Raw genomic sequence first — 11,128 nt, 5'->3', positions numbered from 1 at the left:
CGTTGCGGTACGTCATGTTTCCTCCGTGATTCCGTATTCGGTCGTGTGCACGCTCAGACGTGCAGCAGCAGATGGCGGCGTTCCCACGAACTGATCACGCGGAAGAACGCTTCGTATTCGGTTTCCTTCAGCGCGAAATACGCCTTCAGGAACTTGTGGCCGAGAATCTCGCCGAGCGGCTCGCACGCGGCCATCAGCGTGAGCCCTTCCTCGAGGTTGCGCGGCAGCTGGTACGGCAGCTCGTAGCCGTCGCTGACGAGCGGTTCGGTCGGCTCGAGACGCTGCGTCATGCCGAGATAGCCGGCCGCGAGCGTCGCCGCGAGCGCGAGGTACGGGTTGCAGTCGACGCCCGGAATCCGGTTCTCGATGCGGCGCGCGGCCGGGCCCGAGTGCGGGATGCGGAAGCCGACCGTGCGGTTGTCGTAGCCCCACTGCACGTTGATCGGCGCGGCCATGAAGCGCGACAGCCGGCGATACGAATTGATGTACGGCGCGAAGATCGGCATCAAGGCGGGCGTGTACTTCTGCAGCCCCGCGAGGTAGTTGTAGAACAGCGAGGTCGCGCCGCCCGTTTCCGGCGACGTGAACAGGTTGCGGCCCGTTTCCTCGTCGACGATGCTCTGGTGCACGTGCATCGCCGAGCCCGGCTCGTTTTCCATCGGCTTGGCCATGAAGGTCGAGTACATGTTGTGGCGCAACGCGGCCTCGCGCACCGTGCGCTTGAACAGGAACACCTGGTCGGCCAGCGACAGCGCGTCGCCGTGCATGAAGTTGATCTCCATCTGCGCGGCGCCGACTTCGTGGATCAGCGTGTCGATGTCGAGGTTCTGCGCTTCGCAGTACTCGTAGATGTCCTCGAACAGCGGGTCGAACTCGTTGACCGCCTCGATCGAATACGACTGGCGGCCCGTTTCGGGGCGGCCCGTGCGGCCGACCGGCGGACGCAGCGGCAGGTCCGGGTCCTTGTTCATGTCGACCAGGTAGAACTCGAGCTCCGGCGCGACGACCGGCTTCCAGCCCTTCGCCTTGTAGAGGTCGAGCACGCGGCGCAGCACGTAGCGCGGCGAGATCTCGACCGGCGAGCCGTCGAAGTGCACGCAATCGTGGATCACCTGCGCGGTCGGATCGACGGCCCACGGGATCAGGCGAATGGTCGACGTGTCGGGCACGCACACCATGTCGGGATCGGTCACGCCGGTCAGCGAGCCGTCTTCCGGATAGTCGCCGGTGACGGTCTGCACCATCACGGCCTGCGGCAGCCGCATCGATTCGCCGGACGTGAACTTGTTGCGCGGCGTGATCTTGCCGCGCGCGATGCCGGCCATGTCGGGAATGATCGCTTCGATCTCGGTGATCCGGTGCTGCTTCAGAAAGTCTTCGATGTCTTGCATGTCTGTTCTCGTTATGTGGGTCGGCGCGCTCAGGCGAGCGCGGCGGCGGCCGTGGCACGTGTGCGGGCGTCGCGGCGCGCGCGGCAGGCGTCGCCGAAGGCGCGGAAGATCGCGCTCGACAGCGGGTCATGCGCATGCCGCCATTCCGGGTGCCACTGCACGGCGAGGGCGAAGGCCGGGGCATCGACGACGCTGACGGCCTCGATCAGGCCGTCCGGCGCGACGGCTTCGACGGCGAGGCCGGAACCGAGCTGCGCGATGCCCTGCTTGTGCAGCGAGTTCACGTGCACGTCGTCGCGGCCGCCGGCGAGCGTGTGCAGCACGCCGCCGGGCGTCAGGCGCACGACGTGCGCGGGGCCGTATTGCGTGTCCATCGGCGCGTCGTCGTCCTCGCGGTGATCGGCGAGGCCCGGCACGTCGTGCACGCGCTGATGCAGCGTGCCGCCGCAAACGACGTTCAGCTCCTGGAAGCCGCGGCACACGGCCAGCACGGGCACGCCCGCGACGATCGCCGCGCGCAGCAGCGGCAGCGTCGTCGCGTCGCGCGCGGGATCGTGCTTCGTGCCGGGCGCGCTCGGCTCGCCGCCATACAGGTGCGGCTCGACGTTCGAATAGCTGCCGGTAAACAACAGGCCGTCGACCGTGGCGAGCACGTCGTCGACCGACTGGCGATCGCCGAGCGCGGGCAGCACCATCGCGAGCGCGTGTGCGCCGTCGACGATCGCCGCGACGTACTTGTCGCCGACCGTGTGCGACGCATGTGCGCCGATCTGCGTGAAGTCGGCGGTGATGCCGACGAGGGGTTTCCTTTCCATGACGTCAATCAGTTGTCCGTAGGACCGTTGCGTGCATCACGCGGGAAAACCGCAAAATGCAGGCGCGACACGGCCCCGCAGCCTCGCGAAGCGCGCAAGGCCGCTGGTGAATGGGCGCAACGGGTTCGCATGGCGATCCGCGCTGCGCGCGACGGTCAGGCCATCGTTCGTTTCGTCGTGCCGTGCGACGCGGCAATGGATGCGCGAACGCGTTCCGTCACCGCGCAGACGACGCGGCTGACGAACAGGCAGTTGAAACGAACGACGAGAAAAGGAGGAGAGGCGCTATGGCAGCAGCGACGCGACTTCGTCGGTATCGACGGCCACGAACGCGCGTGCGGAAACGGCGTTGTGACGGCGAACGGAACGACGGGACAGGATGGTGTAGATCGACAGATGCAGCAGGCGAGGACTATGCCAGCCGCAACTGCCATCGGAAGCGGGAGCAGCGCTGCGCAAACTTCGCACATCGCCTCGATCCCACCTCACCAGAGGGCCACGGACTCTCACGATTACACTCGACTGGTTTGTTGAAAGTATTGAACACCTGATCGTTTCGGCGCGCGAGGCGTTTAAAATAATCAAGGTGCCCGGCCTGCGTCATTTACATTGATGGGCATCAATTTTTACGTTGCAGTAACGTTTTTCGGTGCCGATGAATGGCCAATGACGCTGACCTGAGAGCCAGCATATACGAGCCAAAAACGGCGTCAAATGTTTTTTGACGGTCTCGTGTCAGGGCTTTCCCGAGGCACTGCGAACAAAATATTCGTAAATGGAATGACGCGCGGGGTGTTCATTATTTCGAACGCCTTTCAGGGTTTTCCCCGCTGATGTGTGGCATAAAGTGATTAGAATATTCAACGGCTGCTCAACGCTGTCCAACGCGTCGTTTCACTTTTTCACCGCACTTCTATCGTGTCCGAAACCGAATCGATGTCCACCGAAGTCGCCGAGCGCCTGCGTTTCGTGCGCAACAAGCATGGCCTGTCGCAGCGCGAACTCGCGAAGCGGGCCGGCGTGACCAACGGCACGATCTCGCTGATCGAACAGGGGCGCGTGAGCCCGTCGGTCGGCTCGCTGAAGAAACTGCTCGAATGCATCCCGATGAGTCTCGCGGAGTTCTTCACGTTCGAGCTGGTCGAATCGCGCTCGGTCGTGTCGCGACGTGACGAGATGCCGAACCTCGGCAACGACGCGCTCGCGTTTCACCTCGTCGGCGCGGGCGTGAAGGACCGCAACATGTGCATCATGCGCGAGGTCTACCAGCCGCTCGCCGATACGGGGCCCGAGATGCTCGTGCACGCGGGGCACGAGGGTGGCGTGGTCGTGTCGGGTCGGCTCGAGCTCACCGTCGACGGCGCGACCTGGCTGCTCGACCCCGGAGACGGCTACTACTTCGAAAGCCGTTTGCCGCACCGTTTTCGCAATCCCAGCGCGGAACAGCTCTGCGAGGTCGTGTCGGCCAATTCGCCGGCCACCTTCTGACCGCGCATCACCGCATTCGCCACCGCCGGCAGCGTTGCCGTTGCACGGCGTGCCGCAGCGCGAATGCCACAACCGTTGAGGCATCCTGAATGAACAAGTTGACTTTGGCTGACTGGCAGGACAAGGCGGCGTCGCTCGAGATCGAGGGGCGCGCATTCATCGACGGCGCGTCGCGCGACGCGCACGGCGGCAAGACGTTCGACTGCGTGAGCCCGATCGACGGCCGCGTGCTCGCGAAGGTGGCCGATTGCGGCGAGGCCGACGTGAACGCCGCCGTCGCGGCCGCCCGCCGCGCGTTCGACGCCGGCGTGTGGGCCGGACTGAACCCGCGCGCGCGCAAGGCCGTGCTGCTGCGCTGGGCCGCACTGATGCGCGAGCATCTCGACGAACTGTCGCTGCTCGAGACGCTCGACGCCGGCAAGCCGATCGGCGACACGACGACGGTCGACGTGCCGGGCGCCGCGTATTGCGTCGAGTGGTTCGCCGAGGCGATCGACAAGGTCGGCGGCGAAGTCGCGCCGGCCGACCATCATCTCGTCGGCCTCGTCACGCGCGAGCCGGTCGGCGTGGTCGCGGCCGTCGTGCCGTGGAACTTCCCGATCCTGATGGCCGCATGGAAGTTCGGCCCGGCGCTCGCGGCCGGCAACAGCGTCGTGCTGAAACCGTCGGAGAAATCGCCGCTGACCGCGATCCGCGTCGCGCAGCTCGCGTACGAGGCCGGCATCCCGGCCGGCGTGTTCAACGTCGTGCCGGGCGCGGGCGAACCGGGCAAGCTGCTCGCGCTTCATCGCGACGTCGACTGCATCGCGTTCACCGGCTCCACGGCAGTCGGCAAGCTGATCATGCAGTACGCCGCGCAGTCGAACCTGAAGCGCGCATGGCTCGAACTCGGCGGCAAGTCGCCGAACATCGTGCTGCCCGATTGCCCGGATCTCGACCGCGCCGCGCAGGCCGCGGCCGGCGCGATCTTCTACAACATGGGCGAGATGTGCACGGCCGGCTCGCGCCTGCTCGTGCATCGCGACATCAAGGACGCGTTCATCGAGAAGCTGGTCGCGGCCGCGCGTGCGTACGTGCCGGGCAACCCGCTCGATCCGTCGGTATCGATGGGCGCGATCGTCGACGGCATCCAGCTCGAGCGCGTGCTCGGCTACATCGACGCCGGGCGCAAGGAGGGCACGCTCGTCACGGGCGGTGCGCGCGTGAAGGCGGAGACGGGCGGCTTCTACGTCGAGCCGACGGTGTTCGAGGTGAAGCCCGATGCGAAGATCGCGCGCGAGGAGATCTTCGGTCCCGTGCTGTCGGTGATCGTGTTCGACGATGTCGACGAGGCGGTGCGGATCGCGAACGATACCGAGTACGGGCTCGCGGCGGCGGTGTGGACGTCGGACCTGACGACCGCGCACGACGTGTCGCGCCGGCTGCGGGCGGGCACGGTGTGGGTGAACTGCTACGACGAAGGCGGCGACATGAACTTCCCGTTCGGCGGCTACAAGCAGTCGGGCAACGGCCGCGACAAGTCGCTGCATGCGCTCGAGAAGTACACCGAACTGAAGTCGACGCTGATCCGGCTTCGCTGACGCGGCCGGTGTGCGGGCGCGGTGCCGACGGGCGCCACGCCCGTGCTGCGCATGCGCGCGTCAGGCCGTGCGCAGCGCCGGGTGGAAGCCCGCGGCTTCGATGATCGACTGCACGCGTTCGGCGCCTTGCGCCGATTCGACCTTGACCGTCTTCGCGGCCACGTCGATGTCGAGCTTCGCAGCGGGGTCGGCTGCCGTCACGGCACGCGTGATGGCGTTGGCGCAGCCGCCGCAGGTCATGTCCTGGACTTCGAATTCCATCGTGTTCTCCTGGGTTGGGTGGCGATTCACAAACGTCGCCAGCATGAAGCTTGCCATGGTGGGAAGGTCAAGCGATTCGTCGCGTTCGGCATCGCGAAAGCTATTTGTAAAGCAGAAGTCAGACGAATCGTGATGCGCCGATGTACGTCAGTCGGAATTTTTCCCGATTGACGGTCGCGCATTGTCGGCGAAATCTGGCGGAGCCTTGCACGACAAGGTGCGTGTCGCGTCGACGACGCCCGATGCCCATGCCATCAGTAAGGGTACTTCGAGAGGGAAATGCGAATCGATCTTACTATCGGTTCCCCCTCGATATTTCATTTCGTTACCCATATGAATCGCTTCGCTTTCGGTTTCGCACTGGCCCTGCTGGGCGTATCGGCATCGTCCGCCTTCGCTGCCGACGACGTCGTCAACCTGACCCTGAAGGACCACAAGTTCTCGCCCGACGGCGTGACGATTCCGGCCGGCAAGAAGGTGAAGTTCGTCGTGAAGAATCTCGACGCGACGCCCGCGGAATTCGAAAGCGACGATTTCAAGGCAGAGAAGGTCGTGCCGGCCGGCAAGTCGGTCGAGATCCTCGTCGGGCCGCTGAAGGCCGGCACCTACGAGTTCCACGACGAGTATCACGAAGCGCAGTCGAAGACGCACCTGACCGTCAAGTAAGCGGATATCGCCATGCTGTCTACTGCCCTGATCGTCTTTCGTGAAGTGCTCGAGGCCGCGCTGGTGGTCTCGATCGTGATGGCCGCCACGAAGGGCGTGCCGCGGCGCGGCTGGTGGGTCGGCGGCGGGCTCGTCGGCGGCGTGATCGGCGCCGGCCTGATCGCCGCGTTCGCCGACGTGATCTCGCAGTGGGCATCCGGCATGGGGCAGGAAGTCTTCAACGCGGGCGTGATGTTCGTCGCGACGCTGATGCTCGCGTGGCATTGCATCTGGATGAGCCGCCACGGCCGCGAGATGGCGCTGCACATGGGCGAGGTCGGGCGGGCCGTCGCGGCCGGCAGCCGGCCGCTCACGGGGCTCGCGATCGTGGTCGGCGTCGCGGTATTGCGCGAAGGCTCCGAGGCCGTGCTGTTCCTGTACGGCATCGCGGCGGGCGATCCGGGACAGACGCCGCAGATGATCGTCGGCGGGCTGCTCGGCGTGCTGGGTGGCGCCGGGCTCGGCTATGCGATGTATGCGGGCCTGCTGCAGATTCCGCTCAAGCGCCTGTTTTCCGTCACCAATGCGCTGATCGTGCTGCTCGCGGCGGGGATGGCGAGCCAGTGCGTCGGCTTCCTGCTTGCCGCGGGCCTCGTGCCGTCGTGGGGCGACGCGGTCTGGGATACCTCGTGGCTGCTCAAGGAAACGAGCATCGTCGGCAAGGCGCTGCATACGTTGATCGGCTATACCGCGCGTCCGGCGGGGATCCAGATCGCCGCGTACCTGGTCACGCTGGTTGCGATCGTCGTGCTGGCGCGGCTCGTCGGCCGGCCGCGGACGGTCGTGCCGCCGCCGCGGCCCGTCGCCTGAGCGGGCGGGGCCGAATGCAAAAAGGGGCGTCGTGGACGCCCCTTGTTACTTGCGTTGACGGTTCGCGCTCCGTTCAGCGATGGCTGTCGATCCACGCGCGGGCCCATTCGAGCCCCGCTTCGCGCGCTTCGTCCTCGGTATCGAACACGCCGAGCACGCCTGACGCTTCGACGAGCCGGTTGTTCTGCGTGATCGTGCCGCTCGCCGCGAAGCGCTCGGGCTGCAGGATTTCGTCTTGCTGCAGGATCGAATGGCCCCAGATCTGGTAGCCGTGATAGGTCTGCGCTTCCATTATCGCGTCACCTCCGCGGAACGGCGGCTCGCGCCGACACGCAGCACGTTGCCGTCCGGCGTGTATTGCCGTGGGATATCGGAGAATTTGAGTGCGTGCGGCGTGTCGGGCACGGTCGGCTGCATCACGGTGAGCCGGCCCGGCGCGGGCTGCGCGACGGGGCGCGGTGCGGCCGGCGCATCGACCGTCGCGGCGGTCGGTCGATGCGGCGCGGCTTTCACGGCTTGTGCGACGCGGCGCTTGTGCGGCTTGACGGCGACCTTCGGCTGCACGCTCGCGTGCTTTTCCGCGGTCTTGTTGCCGGCGTGCGCGTCGGCGGCCGCGCGCGGGGGCGGCGTACGTGCCGCCGGCACGCGCGCCTCGGGCGGGTTCCAGACTTCGACGTAGTGCTCGGTCGCCCAGCCCGTCGACGCGAAGCTCAGCGCCAGCAATCCGCATCCAAACAGTCTTACCATGGTCTCTCCGTCAGTCTCGCCGGCGCGCCGGACTGCGCTGCGCCGATTGCTTACTCCACCGTCACCGACTTCGCGAGGTTGCGCGGCTTGTCGACGTCGGTGCCGCGCGCGCACGCGGTGTGATATGCGAGCAGCTGCAGCGGCACGACGTGCAGGATCGGCGACAGCTGGCCGTAGTGTTCCGGCATCCGGATCACGTGCAGGCCGTCGTCGTTGACGATCTGCGTGTCGGCATCCGCGAACACGTACAGCTCGCCGCCGCGCGCGCGCACTTCCTGCATGTTCGACTTCAGCTTCTCGAGCAGCGTGTCGTTCGGCGCGACCGTGACGACCGGCATCGCTTCCGTGACGAGCGCGAGCGGGCCGTGCTTCAGTTCGCCGGCCGGATAGGCCTCGGCGTGGATGTACGAGATTTCCTTCAGCTTCAGCGCGCCTTCGAGCGCGATCGGGTAGTGCAGCCCGCGGCCGAGGAACAGCGCGTTTTCCTTGCGCGCGAATTCCTCCGACCACGCGATGATCTGCGGCTCGAGGGCGAGCACGCTGTTCAGCGCGGCCGGCAGGTGGCGCAGCTCCTTCAGGAATTGCGCTTCCTGCGCGGCGTCGACGTGCCCGCGCAGCTTGCCGAGCGTCGCGGCCAGCACGAACAGCGCGACGAGCTGGGTCGTGAACGCCTTGGTCGACGCGACGCCGATCTCGGTGCCCGCGTGCGTCAGGAACTGCATCTCGGTGAGGCGCACCATCGCGCTCGTCGCGACGTTGCACACCGCGAGCGTATGCGTGTGGCCGAGAGACTGCGCGTGCTTGAGCGCGGCGAGCGTGTCGGCCGTCTCTCCCGACTGCGAGATCACCAGCACGAGCTGGCGCGGGTTCGGCACCGATTCGCGATAGCGGTATTCGCTCGCGATCTCGACCTGGGTCGGAATCTTCGCGATCGATTCGAGCCAGTACTTCGCGGTGAGGCCCGAGTAGTAGCTCGTGCCGCACGCGAGGATCAGCAGGCTGTCGATGTCCGCGAACGCGGCGGGCGCCGCGTCGCCGAACAGCGTTGCGTCGAATGCTTCGGTTTGCGGCACCGTGTCGCTGATCGCGCGCGGCTGCTCGAAGATTTCCTTCTGCATGAAGTGGCGATACGGGCCCAGCTCGACCGCGCCGCCGTATGCGCTGACCACGCGGATCTCGCGCTGCGCGAGCGCGCCGTGGCGGTCGACGATCTTCACGCCGTCGAGCGACAGCTCGCACATGTCGCCTTCCTCGAGGAACGTGAAATGGTCGGTGCTGCCGGCCAGCGCCAGTGCGTCGGAGGCGAGGAAGTTCTCGCCGTCGCCGTGGCCGACGACGAGCGGCGAACCCTGGCGCGCGCCGACGACGATGTGCGGCTGGTCCTTGTGGGTCACCGCGATCGCATACGCGCCGTGCAGCTGCTGCACGGCTTCGCGCACGGCCTCGAACAGGTCGCCGCGATACAGGCTGTGCACGAGGTGCGCGATCACTTCGGTGTCGGTCTGCGACACGAATTCGTAGCCCTTCGCGCGCAGCGCGTCGCGCAGCGTCTCGAAGTTCTCGATGATGCCGTTGTGCACCAGCGCGAGCGCGTTCGACGAGAAGATCGGGTGTGCGTTGTGCGTGACGGGCGCACCGTGCGTCGCCCAGCGCGTGTGCGCGACGCCGGTCGTGCCTGCGAGGTGCGATTCCTGCACCTGCGCGTCGAGATCGGCGACGCGCGCGACGCTGCGCGCGCGCTTCGGTGCGTCCGGCTCGAGCACGGCGACGCCGCACGAGTCGTAGCCACGGTATTCGAGGCGCCGCAATCCTTCGATCAGCACCGGAACGATATTACGCTGCGCAACTGCGCCGACAATGCCGCACATGAATGGTCAATCCTGTAAGTCGACGCGGGCGCCGTTCGGGCGCCCGCAAAAGGTTCAGCTCTTCTTCTTGACCGGTCGGACGTAGCCGCTTTTCGCGGTCTGCGTCTTCTCGTTCAATGCGAGGACGCCCTCGGCGACGTCCTTCCAGATCGTCGTGCCGGCCGCGATCGTCACGCCGCGGCCGACGCGCACCGGCGCGACGAGCTGCGTGTCCGAGCCGACGAATACGTCGTCCTCGATCACGGTGCGGAACTTGTTCGCGCCGTCGTAGTTGCAGGTGATCGTGCCGGCGCCGATGTTCACGCGCGCGCCGATGTCGGCGTCGCCGATGTAGGTCAGGTGGTTCGCCTTCGAACCGTGGCCGATCACCGCGTTCTTCACCTCGACGAAGTTGCCGACGTGCGCTTCGTCCGCGAGCTGCGCGCCCGGGCGCAGCCGCGCGTACGGGCCGATCACGGTGTGCGCGCCGAGTTCGGCGCCGTCGATGTGCGTGAACGCGTCGATGCGCGTGCCCGCGCCGATCGACGCGTTGCGGATCACGCAGTTCGCGCCGATCGTCACGTTGTCGGCGAGCGTCACGTTGCCTTCGAACACGCAGTTCACGTCGATCGACACGTCGCGGCCGCACCGGAGCGTGCCGCGCACGTCGAGGCGCGCCGGATCGGCGAGCGTGACGCCGTCGGCGAGCAGCGCATCGGCGACGTTGCGCTGATGGATGCGCTCGAGTTCCGCGAGCTGCGCCTTGCTGTTCACGCCGAGCGTTTCCCAGTCCTCGTCGGGCTGCGCCGTGACGATCTCGAAGCCGGCCTCGATCGCGAGTTCGACGACGTCGGTCAGGTAGTACTCGCCCTGCGCGTTCTCGTTCTTCAGCGCGCCGAGCCACATCGACAGCTGGGCCGTCGGCGTGACGATGATGCCGGTGTTGATCTCGGCGATCTTCAGTTGCTCGGGCGACGCATCCTTCTGCTCGACGATGCGCGTGACGAAGCCGGACGCGTCGCGCACGATGCGGCCGTAGCCGGTCGGATCGTCGAGCGTGACCGTCAGAATCCCGTAGCGGCCCTCGCGCGCGGCGTCGACCAGACGCCGCAGCGTCGACGCGTGGGTGAGCGGCACGTCGCCGTACAGCACCAGCGTCGGTTGCGCGGGATCGAGCAGCGGCAGCGCCTGGCGCACCGCGTGGCCGGTGCCGAGCTGCTCGGCCTGTACCGCGAACTGCACGTCGGGCGCGGCGACGGCGGCCTGGACCTGCTCGGCGCCATGACCGACGACGACGACGAGCCGCGACGGCTGCAGCGTGCGCGCGGTGGCGATGACGTGGGAGAGGAGCGGCCTGCCGGCCAGGGGATGGAGCACTTTCGGCAGCGCGGAACGCATGCGCTTGCCGGTGCCTGCCGCCAAAATCACGATATTCATGGCGCCAGCTTGTCAGAGGAGTTCGTAGCCGTCCATTTTAGCATGCG

At 66.8% G+C, this 11,128-nt stretch carries 12 protein-coding genes; 4 read left to right on the top strand and 8 right to left on the bottom strand.

Going from position 1 to position 11,128, the window contains the following annotated elements:
* Positions 1–53: 53 nt before the first annotated feature.
* The 3 genes from DIE17_RS18620 to DIE17_RS38010 form a co-directional block, all read right to left on the bottom strand.
* The gene (locus tag DIE17_RS18620; RefSeq protein WP_044849097.1) at positions 54–1,391 is read right to left on the bottom strand and encodes a glutamine synthetase family protein; all 1,338 of its coding nucleotides are present in this window, start codon (positions 1,389–1,391) and stop codon (positions 54–56) included.
* A gap of 29 nt (positions 1,392–1,420) precedes the next feature.
* Positions 1,421–2,206 carry a gamma-glutamyl-gamma-aminobutyrate hydrolase family protein gene (locus DIE17_RS18615; protein WP_124520612.1) on the bottom strand — a complete coding sequence of 262 codons (786 nt, stop codon included), beginning with the start codon at positions 2,204–2,206 and terminating at the stop codon, positions 1,421–1,423.
* Between the two features lie 285 nt (positions 2,207–2,491).
* A complete protein-coding gene (locus DIE17_RS38010; protein ID WP_006402789.1) occupies positions 2,492–2,674 on the bottom strand; it encodes a hypothetical protein in 183 nt (60 codons plus the stop codon).
* Between the two features lie 468 nt (positions 2,675–3,142).
* Here DIE17_RS38010 and DIE17_RS18605 point away from each other — a divergent pair, with 468 nt between their 5' ends.
* Both DIE17_RS18605 and DIE17_RS18600 read left to right on the top strand, forming a co-directional pair.
* Positions 3,143–3,694 carry a cupin domain-containing protein gene (locus tag DIE17_RS18605; protein ID WP_044849101.1) on the top strand — a complete coding sequence of 184 codons (552 nt, stop codon included), beginning with the start codon at positions 3,143–3,145 and terminating at the stop codon, positions 3,692–3,694.
* A gap of 89 nt (positions 3,695–3,783) precedes the next feature.
* Positions 3,784–5,274: an aldehyde dehydrogenase gene (locus DIE17_RS18600; RefSeq protein WP_044849095.1), complete on the top strand. Its 1,491-nt coding sequence runs from the start codon at positions 3,784–3,786 to the stop codon at positions 5,272–5,274.
* 60 nt (positions 5,275–5,334) lie between these two features.
* On the opposite strand, the gene DIE17_RS18595 is transcribed toward DIE17_RS18600, so the two are convergent.
* Positions 5,335–5,535, bottom strand: coding sequence for a heavy-metal-associated domain-containing protein (locus DIE17_RS18595; RefSeq protein WP_044849094.1), 201 nt, complete (start codon positions 5,533–5,535; stop codon positions 5,335–5,337).
* Positions 5,536–5,868: 333 nt separating this feature from the next.
* Here DIE17_RS18595 and DIE17_RS18585 point away from each other — a divergent pair, with 333 nt between their 5' ends.
* Positions 5,869–6,201 (top strand): cupredoxin domain-containing protein, encoded by a 333-nt coding sequence (locus DIE17_RS18585; RefSeq protein WP_124520613.1) that lies wholly within the window; start codon positions 5,869–5,871, stop codon positions 6,199–6,201.
* Between the two features lie 12 nt (positions 6,202–6,213).
* Complete coding sequence (locus DIE17_RS18580; protein WP_044849093.1) at positions 6,214–7,050, top strand: FTR1 family protein; 837 nt, start codon at positions 6,214–6,216, stop codon at positions 7,048–7,050.
* Between the two features lie 73 nt (positions 7,051–7,123).
* Here DIE17_RS18580 and DIE17_RS18575 read toward each other — a convergent pair whose 3' ends face one another.
* Genes DIE17_RS18575 through glmU form a run of 4 tightly spaced genes read right to left on the bottom strand, consistent with a single transcriptional unit; the run spans position 7,124 to position 11,081 of the window.
* Positions 7,124–7,342, bottom strand: a complete 219-nt coding sequence (locus tag DIE17_RS18575) for a hypothetical protein (RefSeq protein ID WP_040142345.1) — start codon at positions 7,340–7,342, stop codon at positions 7,124–7,126.
* Positions 7,342–7,797: a hypothetical protein gene (locus DIE17_RS18570; protein ID WP_124520614.1), complete on the bottom strand. Its 456-nt coding sequence runs from the start codon at positions 7,795–7,797 to the stop codon at positions 7,342–7,344. Before DIE17_RS18570 ends, DIE17_RS18575 begins: the two co-directional genes overlap by 1 nt.
* Positions 7,798–7,847: 50 nt before the next feature.
* Complete coding sequence (gene glmS / locus DIE17_RS18565; protein WP_124520615.1) at positions 7,848–9,665, bottom strand: glutamine--fructose-6-phosphate transaminase (isomerizing); 1,818 nt, start codon at positions 9,663–9,665, stop codon at positions 7,848–7,850.
* A 54-nt stretch (positions 9,666–9,719) separates the two neighbouring features.
* The gene (glmU, locus tag DIE17_RS18560) at positions 9,720–11,081 is read right to left on the bottom strand and encodes a bifunctional UDP-N-acetylglucosamine diphosphorylase/glucosamine-1-phosphate N-acetyltransferase GlmU (protein WP_124520616.1); all 1,362 of its coding nucleotides are present in this window, start codon (positions 11,079–11,081) and stop codon (positions 9,720–9,722) included.
* Between the last annotated feature and the right edge of the window lie 47 nt (positions 11,082–11,128).

Source organism: Burkholderia sp. Bp9099 (assembly GCF_003857805.1).
In the GTDB taxonomy this organism is placed as follows: domain Bacteria; phylum Pseudomonadota; class Gammaproteobacteria; order Burkholderiales; family Burkholderiaceae; genus Burkholderia.
This window is presented reverse-complemented; position numbering and strand designations above follow the sequence as displayed.

Bases quoted from the DNA above. Each gene is read 5' to 3' on its own strand.
- DIE17_RS18575 (WP_040142345.1), bottom strand. From the start codon at position 7,342: ATGGAAGCGCAGACCTATCACGGCTACCAGATCTGGGGCCATTCGATC.
- DIE17_RS18595 (WP_044849094.1), bottom strand. From the start codon at position 5,535: ATGGAATTCGAAGTCCAGGACATGACCTGCGGCGGCTGCGCCAACGCC.
- DIE17_RS18615 (WP_124520612.1), bottom strand. From the start codon at position 2,206: ATGGAAAGGAAACCCCTCGTCGGCATCACCGCCGACTTCACGCAGATC.
- glmS (WP_124520615.1), bottom strand. From the start codon at position 9,665: ATGTGCGGCATTGTCGGCGCAGTTGCGCAGCGTAATATCGTTCCGGTG.
- DIE17_RS18600 (WP_044849095.1), top strand. From the start codon at position 3,784: ATGAACAAGTTGACTTTGGCTGACTGGCAGGACAAGGCGGCGTCGCTC.
- DIE17_RS18620 (WP_044849097.1), bottom strand. From the start codon at position 1,391: ATGCAAGACATCGAAGACTTTCTGAAGCAGCACCGGATCACCGAGATC.
- glmU (WP_124520616.1), bottom strand. From the start codon at position 11,081: ATGAATATCGTGATTTTGGCGGCAGGCACCGGCAAGCGCATGCGTTCC.
- DIE17_RS18585 (WP_124520613.1), top strand. From the start codon at position 5,869: ATGAATCGCTTCGCTTTCGGTTTCGCACTGGCCCTGCTGGGCGTATCG.
- DIE17_RS18605 (WP_044849101.1), top strand. From the start codon at position 3,143: ATGTCCACCGAAGTCGCCGAGCGCCTGCGTTTCGTGCGCAACAAGCAT.
- DIE17_RS18580 (WP_044849093.1), top strand. From the start codon at position 6,214: ATGCTGTCTACTGCCCTGATCGTCTTTCGTGAAGTGCTCGAGGCCGCG.
- DIE17_RS18570 (WP_124520614.1), bottom strand. From the start codon at position 7,797: ATGGTAAGACTGTTTGGATGCGGATTGCTGGCGCTGAGCTTCGCGTCG.